The sequence below is a fragment of the Pseudoalteromonas sp. NC201 genome, assembly GCF_002850255.1.
GTDB lineage: Bacteria > Pseudomonadota > Gammaproteobacteria > Enterobacterales > Alteromonadaceae > Pseudoalteromonas.
The window spans coordinates 117,172-138,953 of sequence record NZ_CP022523.1; the positions used below are offsets into that span (position 1 = coordinate 117,172).

The window sequence follows — 21,782 nt, forward strand, 5'->3', positions numbered from 1 at the left end:
CCTTTGATATTAGGCTTTATTGTTATCAGATGAGCTGGTGGCGCTTCGTCTCCATATTCCAGCTAATATCGAGCCGCTGACATTATGCCAAATAGAAAATAGGGTACCTGCTACGGCCGCCGCAGGAGTAAAAAACTTCATGGCAAGCGCAACAGCAAGCCCCGAGTTTTGCATGCCCACCTCAAAGGCCATGGTGCGACATACCTTCTCGTCAAAACCGAGCCGTTTCGGAATGAAATAGCCCAAAAGTAGCCCTGTAGTATTGTGCAGGATCACTGCAACCAGCATAACGAGCCCGATGCTTTGAAGTTTAGGTTGATTAAGAGCAACGATCACTGCAATGATAAAAACGATTGAGAGCATTGAAAGTAAAGGCAGTATCGGAGTTGTTTTGATAACAGAGTGCGCTAGTGGTTTGGCAAACAAGGTATTGAAAGCAACGCCCACAGCCACCGGAAGTAGCACAATTTTTAGCAGGCTCGTCAACATATCAGAAAACTGAATATCAACCACCTGGCCTATCATCAATGTGGTAATCAGTGGCGTTAAGAACACGCCGAGTAAAGTACTAATCGCGGTCATAGAAATCGATAACGCGACATCTCCCTTGGCGAGATAACACAAAACGTTACTTGCCGTGCCGCCTGCAACCGTGCCCACTAAAATCATACCAATTAATAAGTCAGTTTCTAAGCTCATGGTGGTTGCAATCAAGTAGGCAACACTCGGCATTACGGTAAATTGAAGCAGTACACTAACGCAAATGGCTTTTTTGTTGTCAAGCACGCGTAAAAAGTCTTTTGTAGTGAGGGTTAAACCCATTGTGAGCATGATCAACATTAATAACGGAATAATACCGCCTTTAAACGCGCTAAATAGAGTTGGAAAAAGATAGGCAACTATTGAGCAAATAACGGCCCAGATTGGAAAGAGCTGTACTATTCTACTCATTTTTCGCCTTTAGTTCCGAGTTTGCTGTACAGAAGGGCTGCAAAAATAATAGCACTACCAATACCAAGGCGAACGAGGTCAGCTTCTCGGTTCCAAATCAGCAAATTGACAATGATCCCAGCTGGGATCAGCACATTGTTCATTACCGCGAGTTCACCCACCGAGACGCGGGTCAGTCCTAAGTTCCAGACGTAATATCCTACGCCTGAAGCAATCAAGCCTAAATAAATGAGTATTTCCCATTGTAGATTAGTACTTGGGAGTTGCTGGGGATTACCGAATAATATAAATCCAATGGCGAGCACTAGAGACGCACCAATAAAGAAAAAGCCGAAGCTTTGGTGGTGTACCAGCTGGTAATGGTTACTTAAGCGTTTGTAACTTACTTGGCCTATCGCAAAGCAAAGGTTTGCGCCTTGCACTAGTAGCAAGCCAAAAAGGTAATCGCTAGTAAGCTCTGTATATCTAATGGTGATTGCACCAATGATAGCTATGAGTGCAGACAGCAAAAAGGTGGCATTGAACGAGCGGTTTAGTAAGTCATTGAGTGCAGTAATATAGATGGGTGTCATCACAGTGAATAGCAACACTTCAGGTACGCTTAGGTATAAAAAAGAGTGATAGTAAAAGCCATACATCAGACCAATCTGCACTGCACCGATTGCCATCAGCTTGATTATCAACTCTTTATTCACTGAGTTCAATTTCAAAAATGGAATAAACACAATTGCAGCAAGCAAGGTTCTAGATAAAGCGCTAAACCAAGCATCGACTTGGCCTGCCAAATAGACACCAATTAAAGAAAACGAGAACGCCCAAAGTAAAGTAACAATCCAAAGTAATGGCATGGTTAATTAGTTGTAATTTTTAATCCCGCAATTGTATCACGAGTGTCGTAGAAAATTGACTGTTCGAAAAAAGCGATGATAACAATCTTTATAATGTGATTTTAATTTATGGTTATTCGCATAGAATGGCCTGTGTATTCACACTTACATCCCTTCATTGTTTTACCCATGATGTGTTTGGCCGCCGCTGCGGCCTTTTTTTATTTAGTCTATTATTTCGATAATCTCTACAGCTGACTCTCAGCGTTTAAATCCCTTGCCATCAAGTCGAATGAACATGGCCTTCTGAACTTATTGTGAATTTTATGTTTTTATTGGGTTAAAATAATTGAATTTTTTATTTTTATTGTGTAGTTTATTTTTTAACCAAGGTTTCTTGGTTGTTAACATAATAAATATAAGGAGAGCAAGATGAAACAAAAAATAACTAAGATACTTGCAGCTATTGCACTAGTTGGTACCTGCAGCGTTGGCGCAACAGAGTTGAATTGCGACCTACAAGTGAAAAGAGGTGGCAACGTCATCGGTAACGGACAAACCTGCTTTGGTATGGACTTCTCATTTGGCAACTCAACTACAGGTAAATTTTACTTAACAAATATCAGCAAGCCGATTAACAAAGTGATTTGGAATGGTGATGCAAACTGCTCCGGAGGTGTTGAATGTGCACTTACTGTTTATGCGTATCAAACACATACAGCAACGGCGACTATCTTATACAAAGATGGCACATACGAAGAAACGAATGTATCACGTATCTCGTATGAAACTGGTCACTAAAAATTACTTAACTTATTCTTAATCAAAGGAAATAATAATGAAATCAACATTAATTGCTTCAGTATTGGTTGTACTAGGTGGCCTGTCTTTTAGTTCGCAAGCGGCAGATTTAAAATGCTCTTTGAACGTGAAATCAGGCGGTAATGTGTGGGGTAACAATACTAGCTATTGTTCTGGAATTGATTTTTCTTTCGGTAATTCAACTTCTGGTAAGTTCTATATCGCAAATGCCACTAAAGCGATTAGTAAAGTAATTTGGAATGGTGATGCGAGCTGCAGCGGTGGTACGACGTGTAACATGACCATTCGTGCTTATCGTCAGTACAATGCGACTGCAACTATTCTTTATACTGATGGTACATACGAGACGACAAACTCTGCTCATATTGATTATGAAACCGGGTTCTAAGTCTCGACTTTTATAATAAAACAGCGGGAAAGCCTTTTCCCGCTTTAGGTATTAACCTAACAAAGCCTCAGGGTTGAAGGAAGAAAACCGTTCAGACACATCTATAAGCGTTGGCATAAAGGGCATGACACCTTTGTGTTCACAAGTAAACGCACCACATTTCACAGCAAAGCTAAGTGCCTTTTTTACGGTTGGGAAGTTTTGCACTAGTGTATCTTTTGAGATCCCATGTTGGCTGAGTTGAAATAGAAACCCTGCCATTAAGCTATCCCCAGCGCCGGTTGTATCAACCGCATCAATAGTAGGAGAGGCGACGGAATAAAAGTCTTTAGCTGTTAATACACTGCAAGGGTTTGGCCCATCGCTTGAGATCACCGCTTGTACGCCGACACTGAGTAACCAATCTAAATAGCTAGCCTCTCTCATGTTCTTTTCTTCAGCAAGATATCTCAGCTCATCTTTACTTACTTTTAATATGTCGACATAGGGGTAGCAAGCCTCTATACGTTCGGATAAGCAAGATAAGTCCTGCCATAGATTCAAGCGCAGGTTAACATCAAATGAAATTAATTGATTATGAGCCGCAGCAGACTTTAATAACGCCATGGTGGTACTTGTCACTTCTGCATCGGTAAGCGTGTTGGAGCAAAAATGAAATATCCCGTGATCTGGCCATTGCAAATGCTCAAAGTCTTTTGGGCGGATTGCAATATCAGCGGTACTGTTGCGGTAAAACGAAAAGCTTCGTTCTCCTTGAGCGTCTAGGTGGACGATAGCCAAGGCGGTTTGCGCTCCTTTTATGGATACACAATATTCGGTTCCAACAGCATATAGCGCCAAGGTTGATTTTAATTGCAGCGAAAAGGGATCTTCAGCAAAACCTCCCACAAACCGAGCACTGCCACCAAGTTTAGCAAAGCCTACCGCCACATTCGCTGGAGCGCCGCCAGCAATAGGTTTAAAGCTACCGTCGCCGGTAGGTAACAAATCGATAAGCATCTCGCCAAAACATGTTAATTGCATAACTACTACCCCTAATTAGAAACGGTATTTTAAAGTGACAGACGTAGTTCTGCCGTTAATACTGCGAGCGCGAATAATATTGTTAGTTGGAATTACACCTTCCTCGGCTTCTGTTAATCCAGTGGTATCAAAGAGATTGTTTACGTTTAACGCGATATTGAAGCGTTCAGTCAGATCATAACTTGCAAACGCGTTGACCTGAGTGTAACCGTCAAATTTTAACTCGTTGTTGTCTTGTGCGTACGCGTCAGTGGTGCCGATTAGGCTTAAACCGATAGCACCTTGATCGAAGTTATATTTACCCAATAAGGAATAAACAAAGTCAGCTTGCCGTCTTGGCGTGTTACCCTCGACTTCGGGAGTGAGTGCATCTTTTGCGATTTCAGCATCGGTCCAAGTTAAGCTACCTCGTAAGTCGAAGGAGCCAATAAAATAGACACCTTCAAGTTCAATACCTTGTGCTTCGTATTGCCTGTCAAAGAACTTTTGGCTGGTTGCCTCAAAGTTTTGCTCTTCTGTTTCGGCGTAAAATAAAGTTGCAAATAGACGACCTTGTTCAAACTTTTGTTTGATACCAAATTCATATTGTGTCACTTCATCCACAGCGTCTTCATCAGCAACACTGCCATCAATATTCACTTTACCGAACAATAGTCTGTCTGCATTTGCACGACCGCCCTCACTAAATCTGCCGAATATGGCGCTGCTTGAGGTCATTTGGTAGTTTGCGCCGACAGAGTAACTTGTGTAACTCCAATCGTAATTAACTACATTGGGGTTAGCGAGATCGATGGCTGCAACTTGCTCCTCTGGCTTCGAAATAGTGCCATCACGGTTGATATCTACACGAGATGTTACAGCACCTGCAAATGTACCTGTCGCTTTACCTGAATCATGACGCACACTCGCATCAACTGAAATATCGCCGAGCTTTGTTGAAAAGGCGATATATGGGGCACGAGTATCGTATTCAGTGTCGTAGTTGCGCTGGCAGCAATTTCCCCAATAGGGCGTACCGTAGGCATATAATCCGTTTTCAGAATATGCAGTGCCATCCGCAGCGGCCACGTTGACAAGCGCTGCGTTATCTCCTTTAACCTCGAGCAAGTATGAATTCCATAACCAAGACATATTGATATTTTGCGATGACATGAAGTAGCCGAAGGTGAGTGACGTGTCAGTACCAAATGACTTGGTGAGCTTTAGGTCATTCATGATGTTGTCGAAATCATTCATTTCCACTTCGAAGGTATGAACGCGCATTAGTAGTGCTTGATTGAACGCTTGATCCGTTTTTGGTCCGTTGGCAAAGGTGAGTGTTGCACCGGTACCGGCTATGCTCTCGGCAATTGCTTGGCTATTAGCGACCTCAGCAGGGAAAGGCGACATAAATGTGCCTGAGATACTCGACTTTCTGGACCTGTTTTCGATTTGCCAGTCATTACCTAGTTTGAAATTTGCTTCAAAGCCGATACTATCAACAACAGGGTGCATTCCGTCTCGCATATCCCCTTGACGAATTTGATTGTTACCACCTAAGCCTTGCGTGGCGGTGAAATAAACAGAGTGAGGTGTATCTGACAGTACATCAAAGCCGCTGATGGAGTCGCCATTAGAATACATTGGCATAGGAAGGTAGCCTGCTGTTTTATCATCAAGGTGTTTTATATACAAACGAACGTAGCCACTTTCAAATTCCTTGGTGATATTGGCTTTGAGTTGGCCGCCTTTATTTGCGGTATAGCCGGTGTCACGTGGGCCTTCACCTTGGCGCACAAAGCCACCAATATGAAATTTTATGTTGTCACTTAAATAACTCCCATACTCAAAATCAGTTCTAAACTCGTCATAATCTACACCAAACGTGGTGGCAACACTGCCTGACTCATTTTCACCCGTTTTTGAAATCAAGTTAATAATGCCTCCGGGAGCGTCGCTGGCGGCAGTCGAAGCCGAGCCACCACGAATAGACTCGATTGACTCCACGGTATTATCAAGGCGCATAAAAATATCGGCGTTACCAAAAGCAATGTCACCAAACTGCAAAATAGGCAAGCCATCTTCTTGTAACTGCAAAAATTTAGCGCCACCGGATGCGACAGGAAGACCACGTACAGCGATATTTGCATTACCTTCACCACCGGTTGATTCAGACCTTACACCAGGAATTAGTTTGAATGCTTCAGCGGTAGTTCTGGGGATTGCAACAGAGATTTGTTCCAGTCCTATGCTGCTAACAGAAACACTCGATGCCATAATGGTTGTTCGCTTTGGTACACCCGTTACGACTATTTTCTCGAAGCCATCGGCAGGCGTAGTGTGTGCTTTTTCTTCAGCGGCCGCCGAGTGAGAGATTGCAAGCGTGAGTGCGCTGAGTGTAAATAGGGTGGTTTTGATTGTTGTCATCATTTGCCTCTTGTTATCGTTGTCAAACTCGTGCGGTCTATTAAAAATAAACTTAATCGATTAAGTTTATTTTTAGCACAATTTAATTTGGTTGCAATTAAAAATTAATCAATAATTCAAACAAAATTTTAATGCTTTGGTTTTTATGAATTTTAACCCGTGAAAAATTTGTGGTTGGAGGGGTTACACTCGCTGCAACTTAGCGTTTTTGCTCAATAGTAAGCGGGCAGGGTCCTTTAACCAGTTGTACAGCATGGCCGCAAAGAGTAAAAATGCAAACCCAGTCGCAAGTACAAAGCCATAGCTAACATGGCCAAAGTAATCGCTCACCATGCCCATCAGAAGTGGTGCTAGCGCAGCTGAAAGCGCGGTGAAGAACAACATCACACCAGCAACAGAGCCATGCTGAGTTTTGTCAAAACAGGAGATCCCTTTTGAGTTTAATGTTGGGTAAATCATAGACATAAATAAACCACTTAGCGGGAGCGTATAGATAGCGGCATTAACACCATAAAGATAAGTCAAAAAATAGCATACAAATATAGCAAAGCTCAGCGCTAGCATTACGCTTTGCCAACGGTACTTAGCGAGTAACCATACAGCCATAAAGCGACCTACTGCACGTAAAATAAAAAAGATGGTGAGGGCATAAGTTGCAAGCCAAGTTAAATCACCTTGGTAATCCTGTAATAAAGTGGGCATCCAGACATAAATTGCGACTTCAGTTGCAACGTAGAGTGCTATGGCGAGGGAAAAGCCAAGTGCATATTTGTTCTTGAGCATCGCTGCTGTGTGTGAGAGGCCCGCATTGTTTTGTGCATGAGCGGTATTAAACTTGGGAAACTCAGTGCTTAAAGTCACGATACTGAGTATTAAGCACAGCCCACCAGCAAGCACATAAAGATAGGTCCAACTCACCCCCTGTATCAATAGATAACTGACAATTGCAGGGCCAATTATCGCGCCGATGGCAAAGAAGCCTTCGACTTTATTCATGGTTTGAGTATGTTCTTGTGCGCCGTCAGAAATGTCGCCTAGAAGAGCGAGGGCCCCTGTTTTAAATAGGCCAATGGCTAATCCAATCACACATAAAAGCATTAAAAACATGGTGAAAGTTTCACCCAGTGCGAACAAGAAACATGCGGATGAAAATAGCATGAGGCCAATTAACACCGTGAGCTTACGACCTATTTTATCTGCCAAAAATCCTAAACATAAGCCGCTAAAGGCAATTAAAATCATTGGCGCATAGTGAAAGGCGCTGGCTTGGGTCATGCTAAGTTGATATTCGCTGATCAGTGTTGGAATGATCACGCCAACGGCGTCTGATGTCATCGCAAACATCAAAAACATCATATAAGTTAACCAGCGCAATGTGTTGAGCTGAGTGTGATTTGACTTGCTGCTCATTGTTCACCTCTTGAAGGGCTTTGTTATGTAGCTGGTCTACTTCTTTACATAAGACTGAGTGTAATACTAATCTGCATTAAGCGAATTATTTTTAGTAGAACGCTACGATAAAACTTGATTATTGTTTGTTCATGATTAAAGATATAACTTAATCGATTAAGTCTCAACTTTTTTAATGAGTAAATTATGAAAAACCAAGTTCAGTTGATCACGTATGCTGACCGCCTGTCTGGCGGCGGCCTTGCACAATTAAATACGTTACTAACGGGCCCGTTAGCTGGACTATTTGGTGGTGTCCACATTTTGCCTTTTTACTATCCAATTGATGGTAGTGACGCAGGTTTCGACCCGATTGACCATGCCAAAGTCGACGAGCGATTGGGCGATTGGCAACATATTAAGTTGATTGCCGAGCACTATGAGGTAATGGCAGATCTTATCGTTAACCATGTGTCAGGAGAGTCAGCAGAATTTGCAGATGTGTTGGCTCATGGCCAAGAGTCACAGTTTTGGTCGATGTTTTTAAAAGAAGAAGATGTCTTTCCTAATGGCATTACGCAAGTGCAAGCGCAAGCAATTTATCGTCCGAGGCCAGGAAGTTGCTTTTCTAAAAAGGTGTTAGCGAGTGGCGAAGTTGTAGATTTTTGGACCACTTTTACTGATAACCAAATTGATATTAATGTTGAGTCAGAAGCGGGGCGCGCTTATTTAGAAAAAGTCTTAACATTGTTTGCAGACAGTGGAGTGAAAATTATTCGACTAGATGCCGCAGGATATGCAATCAAACGCGCAAATACCAGCTGTTTTATGACTGATGAGGCCTTTGCTTTTATCAATCAATTATCTAAGCGCGCCAATGAACTTGGCATGGAAACCATTGCCGAAATTCACAGTTATTACAAAACTCAAGTAGAGGTTGCCAGCAAAGTCGACCGTGTTTATGATTTTGCGCTCCCTCCGCTTATTTTACACAGTTTATTCAATAAAGATTTTTCGGCTTTAGCCAAGTGGTTGGACATTGCGCCGCGTAATTGTCTAACGGTGCTGGATACTCATGACGGAATTGGCATTATTGACGCAGGGCCTGAAGGGGATAAACCAGGGTTACTCGATGCCAATCAAATTGATGCTTTGGTTGAGCAGATCCATAGCAACAGTAATGGTCAAAGCCGCAAGGCAACCGGCGCTGCAGCGAGCAATGTCGACTTGTATCAAGTCAATTGCAGTTATTATGAAGCCTTAGGGAAGCATGATTTTTATTATTTAGTAGCAAGAGCAGTTCAGTTCTTTTGCCCTGGAGTACCACAAGTTTATTACGGTGGTCTATTGGCGATGGAAAATGACATGGCGCTCCTTGAAAAAAGTAATGTTGGGCGCGATATCAACCGCCCTTATTTGGATGTAGTGATGGTGGAAGCTGCACTCGATAAACCTGTCGTGAAGGGTCTGCAAACTCTAATTAAACTGCGTAATACTTGCTGCGCATTTGATGGCAATTTTGCAGTAACATGCCAAGGCTCAAATCTGGTTATAACTTGGGAGGGCAATAATGCCAAAGCGGAGTTGCGAGTTGATCTCGCAAAAGATGAAGCCATGATTAAAACTTCTGAAAACGCAACAGAGCAGAGCTATAACATTCAATCGCTGCTTTTCTAACCATAGCGAGGAGCCAAAGTTGCGCGTAGAAAGCTGGCTTTAAGTTCCTCAACATCGATTATCCTTGGTAGCGGCTCGCAATCTTAGTTGAGCTGCTATGTATAGATAAATATCAACAAAGCGTAATTGACATAGCGGATTATCTATATAACAATAAAGTTATATAATTAACTTGTTATGTAATGATGAAGATACTTTTTCTTTGTTCTGGAAACTCAACGCGGTCAATTTTAGCGCAGGCGCTAACTAACTTTCATGGCGGTTCGGATGTTCATGCCTATAGTGCAGGCACTAAGCCGAGCACCGTGAATGCGACTACGCTTTCAATGCTACGCCGTTTAGGGATTAATACGGACAATCTGTACAGTAAACACCTCAATGAGTATAAGGACGAACACTTTGATGTGGTGGTAACCTTATGCTCTGAAGTGCAATCTGAATGCGAAGGTAAACTGCAAGGAGAACATGTCCTTGCGTGGGATATTGCGAGTCCAGCTGAGCGAAATCGCAATAATGCTTATGAGCAAACCTTGTTCGACATCAATGAACAAGTTATTTCCCTACTACGCGAAGGTAAGCCACAACATACGCTACTTACACCCTTGCAATTTTATAAATCCTTAGCGGATGAGATCCGCTTAAAAACGCTTGCCATGTTGATGGTGGAAGGTGAGCTATGTGTTTGCGAGCTAATGGCTGCGCTTGAACAAGATAGCCAACCCAAGGTGTCACGGCATTTGGCGCAGCTAAAGAAGGCTGGAATTCTATGTGATCGCAAGCAAAAACAATGGGTATTTTATTCTATAAACCCAACGCTACCGCTATGGATGAAGGCGGTGATAAACGCCACGGTTATGCATCAACCAGATTATATAAAAGCTGAGTTAGTGAGGCTAAATGCGATGGGCGAACGGCCAACACGCATGGCAACTTGCTGTAACTAATAATTAGATTTTGGAGTTCTTATGACAATTAAAGTAGGGATCAATGGTTTTGGTCGAATGGGGCGTTTGGCGCTTCGCGCTAGCTTTGACTGGCCTGAAATCGAGTTTGTACAAATTAACGATCCTGCGGGCAATGCAGAAACCCTAGCACACTTGCTAGAGTTTGATTCTGTCCATGGTAAATGGCATCACAGTGTGTCTTTTCAAGATGAACAGATCCAAATAGGTGAAACAGTGTTGTCGGTGACTCAAAACAAAGAGATTGCGCAAACCGACTGGTCTCAATGTGACGTCGTGATCGAAGCATCCGGCAAAATGAAAACCAAAGCTTTGCTGCAACAGTATTTAGATCAAGGCGTTAAGCGTGTTGTTGTTACGGCACCGGTAAAAGAAGAAGGAGTATTGAATATTGTGATGGGAGTGAATGACCATCTATATGACGATATGCCCCACCAAATCGTTACAGCCGCTTCTTGTACCACAAACTGCTTAGCGCCCGTGGTAAAAGTCCTGCAACAAAATATCGGCATAAAGCACGGTTCGATGACGACTATTCATGACATAACCAATACGCAAACCATTTTGGATGCGCCACATAAGGATTTACGCCGTGCGCGGGCCTGTGGCATGAGTTTAATTCCGACAACAACGGGTTCTGCGACTGCTATTACCCATATCTTTCCAGAATTAAAAGGTAAGCTAAATGGTCACGCCGTTCGTGTCCCGTTGGCGAATGCTTCATTAACAGACTGCGTGTTCGAGGTCGAGCGGCCAACTACAGTGGAAGAAATTAACCACTGGATGGCGCAAGCTGCTGCTAAAGAGCTTAACGGAATTTTAGGATATGAATCACGACCTTTAGTTTCTATCGATTATAAAACAGATCCGCGCTCTAGTATCGTCGATGCGTTATCTACAATGGTAGTTAATGGTACTCAGGTTAAGTTGTACGTGTGGTATGACAACGAGTGGGGCTATGCAAATCGTACCGCGGAATTAGTACGTAAAGTCGGATTGTCGTTAGGCGAATAAAGCATTATGCAGCTGCGCAATATACCTCAAAATATCAAGCAATATCTCATTGTGACAGGCAACTATTGGGCGTTTACCTTAACGGATGGTGCGCTCAGAATGTTGGTGGTGCTTTACTTTCATCAATTGGGTTATAACCCGCTTGAAATTGCCATGCTATTTCTCTTTTATGAAATTTTTGGTGTTGTCACCAATTTAATTGGAGGATGGCTTGGCGCACGCATTGGCTTAAACCGCACCATGAATATTGGGTTAGGCATACAAATAGTGGCATTATTGATGTTGGTAGTACCAACGCACTGGCTCACCGTGCCTTATGTTATGGCAGCACAGGCGCTCTCAGGTATTGCCAAAGATCTCAATAAAATGAGTGCCAAAAGTGCGATAAAGGCCATCGTAAAATCGGGTGAAGAAGGGACCTTGTTTAAGTGGGTAGCAATACTTACCGGCTCTAAAAATGCGCTAAAAGGCGTCGGATTTTTTCTTGGCGGGTTGTTGCTTACCTTACTTGGCTTTACCGGCGCGATGTGGTTAATGGCAATCATGTTGCTATTAGTGTGGTTGTTTAGCCTTATCAGCTTAAAAAGCGATTTAGGCAAGGCTAAAAGCAAACCCAAATTTAGCGATGTATTTTCAAAAAGCCGAGCAATTAATATGCTGTCTGCCGCGCGATTGTTTTTATTTGCCGCACGGGATGTTTGGTTTGTGGTTGCGCTTCCAGTCTTTTTATCGCAGCAGTTCGGTTGGGATCATTGGTGGGTTGGTGGCTTTATGGCTACTTGGGTTATCGGTTATGGCATCGTGCAATCAACAACTCCAAGGTTTATTAGTCGCGATAAGTTTGCATCAACACCAAGTAAAGTCAGTGGATGGGCGTTGTATTTAGCGGCTATTCCGCTGTTGATTGCTATTTCACTTCAAACGCAGCTCTGGACAAGCTTAGCTGTAGTAGGTGGGCTTTTACTCTTTGGTATTGTGTTTGCTATCAATTCATCTCTTCATAGCTACCTTATTGTGAGTTTGGCCGATAGTGATGGAGTGTCACTTGATGTGGGCTTCTATTATATGGCGAACGCCATCGGGCGATTACTCGGTACCGTGCTATCAGGTTGGATCTTTTTGGAGTATGGCTTAGCGGCTTGTTTAGTAATATCTTGCATATTCTTAATCACAGCAGGACTGATTTCAAACAAAATTGTTAGGTGAATGTATCTGTTTGTAAATATTTGTTGTACCTTATATGGTTTCATGCTTTACTAATCTGGATTTATTCAGCTGATTATATTAAGGAGAAGATAAATGAATAAATACCTGTTAGTGTCAAGTTCGGTGGCAGCGGCTGTATTAACCTTAACTAAGGTTGCTACAGCCGAAGCATCAACCAGAAAAATGTATGATTCGGAATTATGTTATACATGCGATGCAAGTACTGCGGAAAGCTTTGCTAAAAAGTATGAGCCAGCACTGACGTGTTACGATAGTGGAGGAGTATTCGATAGGGATTACATCCAAGAATGTTACTCTGATACTAAAGAAGTCTTAATTATCAACGCAAACTCAAAACAGAAGTGGCTTTATAAGTTATGGCATACTAATCAAGGAGGGTTTAGCTCGGACATGGAGCTTCGTAGTCAAATTTTACCCGTACCAAATAACGCAAGTGCATTAGCGGACGAGTTAATCAAGTTCTATAATGCTTGGGATCAGGCAACAACGAAAGTTTCACAGTATTACAATTTATCAAGTACACAATCCACATTAGATACTTATCAAGCCAATATGCAAATGGCATCGGTGAATAACTGTGACAATGAAGGATTTACTCGAGCCGCAAAAATTGCCTACGACGGTAGAACAAGAATGACGCTGCAAGAACGTACTGAAGCCGCATTAATTGAGGAGTATGGTAGTTTAGGCGGGGCATTTGAAAGTTCTCGTATGACTCAATTTGGCTACACGATAGGTAAAGGAGGAGTTGGTTTTTCTGGACAAGTGGAATATGTTCCGGCTAGAAGGACGATCGACATAGAATTTTATGATGCCATCAATGGCAACCATAGAGTGGTATATAATCTAGATTTGAGTAAAGGTATTCGCATGGATTTAAATAAAGACATGACGAAATTTGCAGGAGTATCTGTGCGCAATTTAAGAGAGAATCCTGCAAGCCTAAATCAAGTATCGAATTGTGTTCTTGAAACGCTTAATAAATATAGAAAAGCTAGTGTTAAGAGCGGAGGCTCTCAAGGAAGTGGTGGTATTGACTTACCACCAGCTACAGGGAGGATCCCAAATCGTAGCTATGGTAATGAGTATTATCAAACTTGTACATGGACATTCTATGATCCTTGGGGAGAGGTGCTTTTCGAAATGGAAGGCATGTGTCCGTAAGGAACTTCTCGTATTTGAGTATTTAGCTTGGGGCAATTAACAGCTTTGCCCCATTTTTAAGGTATAGCCAAGCATTACTTTATCATCGCTTTTATTTAAGAAGAGTTTGGCTGCTTCTCGGCCTTTTTCTTCACTATTTTGATGAATGGTAGTTAAGCTGGGACTAAAGCGTAGTGCTTCATCAACGCCATCAAAACCAACGACTTTAAGATCCTGCGGTATCTTTACACCAAGTTTTTTGGCTTCTCTTAACAGCGGTAGTGCAATTAAGTCACTCATACACAGCACGGTATTAGGCCTTGGTGAGAGGTTAAGTAGTTCTTTTGCGGCGATATTTGCAAACCTTTCGCTGCTTTCAGGAATATTCCACACTCTGTCTTCGCCAAGTGTTAACCCACGCTCTTCAATGGCTTTGAGATATCCGCTATAACGCTGATGCGCAATAGAGGTCTCTATATCTGTTAGGTTCTGCTCATATACGCGGCATAGCAAATCAGTGTCTAATAATCTCAAACCAAAAATAGCAACATCACTATTGTCGTTTAATGCTTTACTCGCTACATCAAAGGCGGCTTGTTGGTTGTCGATATTAACACTGGCATGTGCGGGCAAATCAAAGTCAACCGTCACAACCTGTTTGCTAACATTCGCAAGATGCTCAATTAACTTGGGATTACGCGGGCGGCCATAACAAATTAAGCCGTCGACGAAATCGACAATGTCTCCGACATTATCTGCGGTGCCTGAGAACAAGAGTAGGTTAATATGCTGAGCTTCTAAAACGCTTGCAACTCCTCGCATAAAGCTACTTGCAACGGGATCTGATACCATATATTCAACGCTATCGGGTAGTACCAGCGCGACAATGTTAAACGAGCCCTTACGCAGCGATTGGGCTGCCTTGTTAGGTCCAAAATAACCCAATTCTTTACAGGCTTTTAGGATTTCTTCTCGTTTGGATTTAGAGAGTTGATCTGGTCTGTTAAAAGCATTCGATACAGTTGCATTTGACACACCTAATTCCGCCGCAATGCTTTTGAGCGTCCATTTTTTTTTGTCGTTACTCATTGGCAGGACCCCTTAATACAGTCAGGCATATGGCAATGGTTTAGTTCATCTTAACTAGTAAACACCTTAAATAACAAGCAATAATAGATTATTGTCGCAATCTAGTTTAAAGAAAATAGTCAATGAGGTATGATGCGCCATACTTTTATTGCAAATTGTTCTCATAATCAATGACATTAGATAAACTTTCCAAAAATAGCGCAGCGACCATCACTTCTCTTACCCATCCAGATACTGCGTTACTGAGTCGAATAATGGCACTTGGAATTATTCCTGGTGAGCAAATAGAAGTCATTAACGTCGCCCCACTTGGATGCCCGATGCAAGTGAAAATTGGTGACACCTTTGTGAGTGTGCGTAAGGCCGACGCACAGTTCGTTGAAATTGAAGTTTTATAAGTTATTAAGGGCTCACGTATGAAAATTGCGTTAGTGGGCAACCCGAACTGCGGGAAAACCACATTATTTAACCGCCTGACCGGCTCTAAACAAAAAGTAGGGAATTGGCCAGGGGTAACTGTCGAGAAAAAATTCGGCTATTTTGCTTTAGAAAACACAAACGTAGAATTGGTAGATTTGCCCGGCTTATATAGCATGGAGCAAATTGAGCCAAGCCAAGATGAGCAAATCGCGTGTGACTTCCTAAAGCAAAATGAAGCTGACGTCATCATTAACATCGTGGATGCCGCAAACTTACAGCGAAATCTAGTATTAACTTCCCAGCTGAAAGAATTAGGCAAACCTATTCTCGTTGTTGCAAATATGGTTGATGTCGCAACACAGCGTGGGAGAACGTTAGATTTAAAAAGACTCTCTGAACAGTTAGGGTTACCTGTAGTGCCATTCCACGGTGCTAAAGGTACAGGGCAAGAAGCGTTGTTGGAACAACTCGCACAGATCACGCGTTTTCCAAAAGCACCTGAGACGGCAAACACCGAGAGTGCCAGCAGCGATCCCCTCGAAAAAGCGGTTGCTCGTCACCAAGCAGTGAAAAAATTGGCTGATGGCGTAAGTATCATTACGCCAAAACGTGCAGATACGACAGAAACGCTTGATAAAATCGTGCTCAACCGCTGGCTTGGTGTACCTATTTTCTTAGCCATGATGTATTTAATGTTTACCATTGCGGTTAATGTTGGTGCTGTATTTATCGACTTTTTTGACATCGCCGTGGGCGCCTTACTTATCGATGGTGTAAAAATCTTGCTGGCAGATATTGGCGCACCTCAATGGCTAGGTGTGTTATTGGCTGCTGGTTTTGGTGCGGGTATTCAATTAGTGGCGACCTTCATCCCTGTTATTGCGGTGCTGTATCTGTGCTTATCTATTTTGGAAGACAGTGGTTATCTTTCTCGGGCCGCGTTTGTTATTGACCGTTTGATGTCATCCATTGGTCTACCGGGCAATGCTTTTGTACCTTTGATCGTTGGATTCGGCTGTAATGTGCCTGCGGTTATGGCGTCAAGAACGATGGGTCGAGAGTCCGATAGATTACTGACGATTATTATGGCGCCATTTATGTCCTGCGGCGCACGTTTGACGGTATATGCGTTATTTGCAGCGGCTTTCTTTCCAACGAACGGAGCCAATGTTGTTTTTGGTCTGTATTTGCTTGGCATAGTGGTCGCGGTAGGTTCTGGCTTTTTATTTAGAAAGCAAGTATTCAAAACGCAAAAATTACCCTCGTTTACCGAGATGCCAGCGTATCATATGCCAATTTGGCGCAATATATTCATTACCACTTGGCAGCGTCTGAGCGGCTTTATCAAACGTGCTGGCAAAACAATTGTCATGGTGGTTATTTTACTCAGTGCATTAAACTCGGTTGGTACCGACGGTTCGTTTGGCAATGAGAATACAGATAAGTCACTTTTGGCGAAGGCTGCACAAGTGGTCACGCCAATCTTTGAGCCAATTGGGTTAAAAGAGGAAAACTGGCCTGCTACGGTTGGTGTTGTGACTGGTATGTTTGCCAAAGAAGCCATCGTCGGTACTTTAGATGCGCTTTATACCGGTGCCGAAGAGGAAGGTGGAGAGTTTTCATTGTTGGCTTCGTTAAAAGAAGCGTTGATGACCATAGTAGACAATAGTAAAGATCTTATCGCAAACCTTGGTGATCCACTAGGACTTAACGAATTAGAGTCAGGCGCTGAAAGTGGCACTGCGCTACTTACGGCAATGGCTGCGAAATTTAATGGTCAAATCGGTGCATTTAGTTATCTTGTCTTTATCTTACTTTATACCCCTTGTGTAGCGGTATTAGGTGCAATTAAACGTGAATCTGGCGGTAAGTGGATGTGGCTTGTTATTGGCTGGACGACTTCAATTGCTTATATTATGGCGACTTTAGTTTACCAAGCTAGTCAGTTAAGCACCTCGCCAACGAGTGCTTCGCTTTGGATTATAGCGATGTTGTTGTTTGGATTTACATGGTGGAAAGGATTATCCAGACTGGGTAATAAACTTAACCAACCACCAACCTATCAGATAAATTTAGGTTAGTTATTCAAAAGCTTGGTTAATTGAGCGGCGCTTAGAGCGCCGTTTTTTATGTTTTGGTATCAAGCAAAAAAAAGCAGTGTTAACTGAGTCAACACTGCCAACAACTCTAAATCAATCAAGGGGAGTCTTCGTAAAGGAGGTTACACCGCTTTATTGACGGAAGGGTGACGCAATAATGAAAGATTTATGACTGTGAAAATTTCACTTTGCTTCTTGCTAAAAATCGCTTAATTTTTAGCTCTATTCTTGCCGTTAACTGGGACAATAATGATAACCACTGATACTCCTCTAATTTTACGCCATCTTGATACTATCCATGCGCTGATCTCTAATTCTTATTGGGCAAAACAAATGCCTAAAGTATTGCTGGAAAAGGCCATTCAAAATAGCCTGAGCTTCATGTATTTGGACGATGAAGGTGAGTTTCAGGGTTTTTGTCGCGTGATAACTGACTATGCCACCTTTGCCTATCTTGCCGACGTGATAGTTGATGAAAGTGCCAGAGGTAAAGGGGTAGGCAAAGCGATTGTTCAAGCCGTAGTTGAACATCCAGAGCTACAAGGCTTAAGGCGCTTTATGCTGGCAACTTTTGATGCGCATACTCTATATGAAAAATTCGGCTTTGCAGCGGTGCCAGATCCGAGCATTTTGATGCAGATCTGCCACCCCACTATATATTCGGATTTACAAGATTAATTGCAGGATTTCGGTCATTTATATTTTGTTTTTTAGAACGAAGACTGGATAAATGCACTTACCCTGAACATAATAAAGACGATAACAATAACAGGTGTCTTTATTATGTTACTGCTCGCGACTATCTATTTGGCTGCTGCGATATTGGCGGTGCCAATCGCTAAACGGCTAGGGCTTGGCTCTGTGCTTGGATACTTATTGGCAGGGATCCTAATTGGTCCTCACCTTCTTCATCTTGTGGGGGAGCAAACTGACGTCATGCACTTTGCCGAGTTTGGTGTAGTGATGATGCTATTCTTAGTCGGGCTTGAGTTACAGCCCAAAAGGCTCTGGACGATGCGCCGCTCTATAGTTGGTCTCGGTGGCTTACAAGTGGTTATAACAACAGCTGTACTCTATTTCGCGATTGATTTAGCGCTTGGTTTTTTGTGGCAGCAATCATTAGCCATCGCGTTAATGTTGGCACTGTCTTCTACCGCCATTGCACTGCAAACCTTAAATGAAAAAGGCTTAATTAAACAATCTGGCGGTCAAAATGCGTTTTCGGTGTTGTTATTTCAAGATATAGCCGTGATCCCCATTCTCGCTATTATGCCGTTGTTAGCATTTAGTGATTTGGCTGTGAGTGATGGCCACGGCAATTTATTACACGCTTTTCCGACTTATCTCCAAGTGATTATCTCTGTTTTTGTGATTTTGGCTATTATCGCTGCTGGGCATTATGTTGCCGCGCCATTATTTAGGTATATTGCCAGCACTCGAATGCGCGAACTATTTACCGTGGTGGCGCTATTTATCGTTATCGCAACCGCGTTATTGATGCAAAGCATTGGTTTATCCCCAGCGCTTGGAACATTTCTCGCGGGTGTTGTTCTCGCGGAAAGTGAATTTCGCCATGAATTAGAAGCCGATATTGAACCGTTTAAAGGGTTACTTCTTGGCCTCTTTTTCATGACCGTCGGCGCATCAATCGACTTTTCCTTATTGGCGCAAAAATGGTTATTTATTTTAGCGTCAGTGGTGCTGTTAATGGGGTTAAAGGCGGTTATTTTATATTTGTTGGCAACGGCGTTTTCACTGCATAAGCGAGCGACATGGTTATTTACCGCAGCCCTGTGTCAAGGCGGTGAGTTCGCGTTTGTACTCCTTTCGGTTACTGGCAGTTTAGCAATCTTAACTCCAGATCAAGTCGCGTTAGTTACACTGGTTGTTGCGGTATCTATGCTCGGATCGCCCCTCATTTTTATTCTTTATGACAAAATAGTTGAACGCCAGGCCAATACTCCTCAAGAACAAGATAGCTTAGAGACGATGGAAGCGACACAAAACGTTATTGTGGTCGGCTACGGGCGTTTTGGCCAAGTGATAGGGCGTTTGCTTCATGCACAGGGTTATCATTTATCGATTTTGGATCACAGCCCAAGCCAAATTGAATTACTCCGTCGCTTTGGCAATCAAGTGTTTTATGGCGATGGTGCTCGATTAGATTTACTCGAAGCCGCAGGGGCTCACGAGGCGCAAATGCTGGTCGTGGCGATTGATGAGCCAGATAAAACCCTCGAAATCGTCAGGTTGGCGCAGCAACATTTCCCTAACCTAAAACTTGTAGTTCGTGCGACCGACCGTCGCCATGCCTACCAACTGATAAAATTGGGTGTCACTGCGTTTGAGCGAGAAACCTTTGTCTCTGCTGTGAAGTTAGGTGAACAGGCGCTCAAGTTATTGGGCCATAGTGAAGAAGATGTTGCACGAGCGGGTTACCTCTTTACCAAACACGATGTTGAATCTATGCATATGCTCGCCGATGTGTGGGGAGACGATGAAAGCTATGGTATTGCGATCCGTCAGCGTATGGCTGACCTCAAACAGGTGTTGCAGGCGGACGAAAAAGCGCAAGAAGATCTTAATACCTGCCATGGTGAAGATTGTGAAAATAAACCATCAACCATTGAGCAATAACGCATAAATATTAGGTTAAATCAGTATGTTGAGAGTGACATTAGAACAGTGGCGAATGTTTAGAGCCGTTGTTGAATATGGTGGTTTTAATCAAGCTGCCAAAGAAGTGCATAAAAGCCAGTCAAGTATCCACACTGCGGTCCATAAAATTGAGGAATGCCTTGGTGTTAAGCTTTTTAGAGTCGAAGGGCGAAGAACCCTGTTAACCGAAGCGGGTGAAATGATGCTGCGCCGTGCCAATTATCTCTTGGAAGAAGCGGCAAAAGTGGAAGCGGTAGGGCAGACGCTGGGCGAGGGAGTTGAGAGTCAATTGCGCATTGCGGTCGATGAAATTTTCCCACAGCAGGTACTCTATAAGGTGCTAGAAAATACATCTGCACAATACCCTTTATTGCGTGTCGAGTTGGTCGAGTCAGTATTAACAGGCGCATCAGAACTTTTACAAAATACCGACGTAGATATCGCCATTTCTCCGGTTACTTTACAAGATGGGTTCAGTGAAGAGTTGTGCCAAATCGAGTTTGTTGCAGTGGCAAATCCCAATCACGCATTACATCAATTTGGTCGCGCGCTTACATTCGAAGACTTAAAATCCCATCGTCAAATCGTAGTGAGAGATTCTGCAATCTCGCGTAAAAAAGATGAAGGATGGTTGGGGGCGCATCAACGTTGGACGGTGAGCCATATGACAACCTCGATAGATATGATAGCGCAAGGCTTAGGATTTGCTTGGTTACCTATTCCGGCTATTAAAACGCAACTAGACTCTGGCGTCTTGAAACCACTACCACTTTCGCAACATAGTCAGCGTAAAGCACAGCTTCATCTTATTTTTAAAGATGGTGACAGGCTTGGGCCCGCCGCGCGCGCTTTTATTGGTGAGTTAAGATATCTGTGCATGCAGCTAGAAGATTCTGTTGAGTAGAATGGTTGATATTAAATTATCAAATTTTATTCGTTTCAAACAGGCAATAGACTAAGGTCATCAACATGCGTTTGGAGCGAAACATGCGATATATTCGAAAAGCACAAGATAGGGGTAAAGCAGATTTTGGCTGGTTGCAAAGCCAACATAGTTTCTCATTTGGTCGATATTATGATCCCGCCCACATGGGATTTGGTAATCTTAGGGTGATCAATGATGACACAGTACTTGGTGGTCATGGCTTTGATACTCATGGTCACCGAGATATGGAAATTATTTCCTATGTCATTGACGGTGAATTAGCACATCAAGATAGTATGGGTAATCAGTTTACTGTGGCGGCAGGTGAAGTTCAGAGAATGAGCGCCGGTAGTGGCATTCTTCATTCAGAATATAATGCTTCAAAGACAGCGCCTGCCCATTTTTTACAAATTTGGATAGAGCCAAAGCTTAAAGGCATAACCCCGAGTTATGAACAAATTCAAATCAAACAAAGTAGTGCACTTACGCCGATTGTTACGCCTACAGGCGTGGAGAGCACTCTGAGTATCAATGCTGACGCTGAAATACACCGATTGCAACTACATCAAGGTCAACAGATTGAGCTGAATGCGCACGCGCAAAAAGCCTATTTGCACATTGTTGGCGGCGAAGCGACGCTCGATGGTGAGGCATTTCAGCAAGGCGATGGCATCGGTCTGATTGCTGGTGACAACATGCAGGTTACCGCAGTAACGGATGTTGAAGCGCTGTGGTTTTTATTACTTAACTAAGCAAATTGGT

At 43.0% G+C, this 21,782-nt stretch carries 19 protein-coding genes; 13 read left to right on the plus strand and 6 right to left on the minus strand.

The window, feature by feature from the left end; translation table 11 throughout:
- Window positions 1-9: 9 nt before the first annotated feature.
- Window positions 10-951, minus strand: coding sequence for a bile acid:sodium symporter family protein (locus tag PNC201_RS18495; protein WP_102057961.1), 942 nt, complete (start codon window positions 949-951; stop codon window positions 10-12).
- Window positions 948-1,799 (minus strand): EamA family transporter, encoded by an 852-nt coding sequence (locus tag PNC201_RS18500; RefSeq protein WP_102057962.1) that lies wholly within the window; start codon window positions 1,797-1,799, stop codon window positions 948-950. The genes PNC201_RS18495 and PNC201_RS18500 overlap by 4 nt, the downstream gene beginning before the upstream one ends.
- A gap of 411 nt (window positions 1,800-2,210) precedes the next feature.
- Between PNC201_RS18500 and PNC201_RS18505 the strand changes: the two genes are divergently transcribed.
- Entirely contained in the window at window positions 2,211-2,579 is a 369-nt protein-coding gene (locus PNC201_RS18505; protein ID WP_102057963.1) for a hypothetical protein, read from the plus strand.
- Between the two features lie 37 nt (window positions 2,580-2,616).
- Window positions 2,617-2,988: a hypothetical protein gene (locus tag PNC201_RS18510; protein ID WP_010605294.1), complete on the plus strand. Its 372-nt coding sequence runs from the start codon at window positions 2,617-2,619 to the stop codon at window positions 2,986-2,988.
- 51 nt (window positions 2,989-3,039) lie between these two features.
- Here the strand turns inward: PNC201_RS18510 and PNC201_RS18515 are convergent, their stop codons facing one another.
- From PNC201_RS18515 to PNC201_RS18525, 3 genes are all read right to left on the minus strand, one after another.
- Window positions 3,040-4,011 carry a carbohydrate kinase family protein gene (locus tag PNC201_RS18515; protein ID WP_102057964.1) on the minus strand — a complete coding sequence of 324 codons (972 nt, stop codon included), beginning with the start codon at window positions 4,009-4,011 and terminating at the stop codon, window positions 3,040-3,042.
- Window positions 4,012-4,026: 15 nt separating this feature from the next.
- Window positions 4,027-6,417: a TonB-dependent receptor domain-containing protein gene (locus PNC201_RS18520; protein WP_102057965.1), complete on the minus strand. Its 2,391-nt coding sequence runs from the start codon at window positions 6,415-6,417 to the stop codon at window positions 4,027-4,029.
- A 183-nt stretch (window positions 6,418-6,600) separates the two neighbouring features.
- Window positions 6,601-7,827, minus strand: a complete 1,227-nt coding sequence (locus PNC201_RS18525; protein ID WP_102057966.1) for an MFS transporter — start codon at window positions 7,825-7,827, stop codon at window positions 6,601-6,603.
- 186 nt (window positions 7,828-8,013) lie between these two features.
- Between PNC201_RS18525 and gtfA the strand changes: the two genes are divergently transcribed.
- From gtfA to PNC201_RS18550, 5 genes are all read left to right on the plus strand, one after another.
- Window positions 8,014-9,483, plus strand: a complete 1,470-nt coding sequence (gene gtfA / locus PNC201_RS18530; RefSeq protein ID WP_102057967.1) for a sucrose phosphorylase — start codon at window positions 8,014-8,016, stop codon at window positions 9,481-9,483.
- 182 nt (window positions 9,484-9,665) lie between these two features.
- Window positions 9,666-10,427, plus strand: a complete 762-nt coding sequence (locus PNC201_RS18535) for a metalloregulator ArsR/SmtB family transcription factor (RefSeq protein ID WP_233525281.1) — start codon at window positions 9,666-9,668, stop codon at window positions 10,425-10,427.
- A 21-nt stretch (window positions 10,428-10,448) separates the two neighbouring features.
- Complete coding sequence (locus tag PNC201_RS18540; protein WP_102057969.1) at window positions 10,449-11,459, plus strand: ArsJ-associated glyceraldehyde-3-phosphate dehydrogenase; 1,011 nt, start codon at window positions 10,449-10,451, stop codon at window positions 11,457-11,459.
- A 6-nt stretch (window positions 11,460-11,465) separates the two neighbouring features.
- Window positions 11,466-12,665 (plus strand): organoarsenical effux MFS transporter ArsJ, encoded by a 1,200-nt coding sequence (gene arsJ, locus PNC201_RS18545; RefSeq protein WP_102057970.1) that lies wholly within the window; start codon window positions 11,466-11,468, stop codon window positions 12,663-12,665.
- A gap of 93 nt (window positions 12,666-12,758) precedes the next feature.
- Window positions 12,759-13,850, plus strand: coding sequence for a hypothetical protein (locus PNC201_RS18550; protein WP_102057971.1), 1,092 nt, complete (start codon window positions 12,759-12,761; stop codon window positions 13,848-13,850).
- Window positions 13,851-13,886: 36 nt separating this feature from the next.
- Here the strand turns inward: PNC201_RS18550 and PNC201_RS18555 are convergent, their stop codons facing one another.
- The gene (locus tag PNC201_RS18555) at window positions 13,887-14,918 is read right to left on the minus strand and encodes a LacI family DNA-binding transcriptional regulator (protein WP_102057972.1); all 1,032 of its coding nucleotides are present in this window, start codon (window positions 14,916-14,918) and stop codon (window positions 13,887-13,889) included.
- Window positions 14,919-15,088: 170 nt separating this feature from the next.
- Here PNC201_RS18555 and PNC201_RS18560 point away from each other — a divergent pair, with 170 nt between their 5' ends.
- The 6 genes from PNC201_RS18560 (at window position 15,089) to PNC201_RS18585 (ending at window position 21,772) form a co-directional block, all read left to right on the plus strand.
- Window positions 15,089-15,316, plus strand: coding sequence for a FeoA family protein (locus tag PNC201_RS18560; RefSeq protein ID WP_010605304.1), 228 nt, complete (start codon window positions 15,089-15,091; stop codon window positions 15,314-15,316).
- An 18-nt stretch (window positions 15,317-15,334) separates the two neighbouring features.
- On the plus strand, window positions 15,335-17,419 hold the full coding sequence (feoB, locus tag PNC201_RS18565; RefSeq protein ID WP_102057973.1) for a ferrous iron transport protein B: 2,085 nt from the start codon (window positions 15,335-15,337) through the stop codon (window positions 17,417-17,419).
- Between the two features lie 267 nt (window positions 17,420-17,686).
- Window positions 17,687-18,115, plus strand: coding sequence for a GNAT family N-acetyltransferase (locus PNC201_RS18570; protein WP_102057974.1), 429 nt, complete (start codon window positions 17,687-17,689; stop codon window positions 18,113-18,115).
- 105 nt (window positions 18,116-18,220) lie between these two features.
- Window positions 18,221-20,074, plus strand: a complete 1,854-nt coding sequence (locus PNC201_RS18575; RefSeq protein WP_102057975.1) for a monovalent cation:proton antiporter-2 (CPA2) family protein — start codon at window positions 18,221-18,223, stop codon at window positions 20,072-20,074.
- 25 nt (window positions 20,075-20,099) lie between these two features.
- Window positions 20,100-20,999, plus strand: coding sequence for a LysR family transcriptional regulator (locus PNC201_RS18580; protein ID WP_102057976.1), 900 nt, complete (start codon window positions 20,100-20,102; stop codon window positions 20,997-20,999).
- 83 nt (window positions 21,000-21,082) lie between these two features.
- Window positions 21,083-21,772, plus strand: a complete 690-nt coding sequence (locus PNC201_RS18585) for a pirin family protein (RefSeq protein ID WP_102057977.1) — start codon at window positions 21,083-21,085, stop codon at window positions 21,770-21,772.
- The last annotated feature ends 10 nt before the right edge of the window (window positions 21,773-21,782 follow it).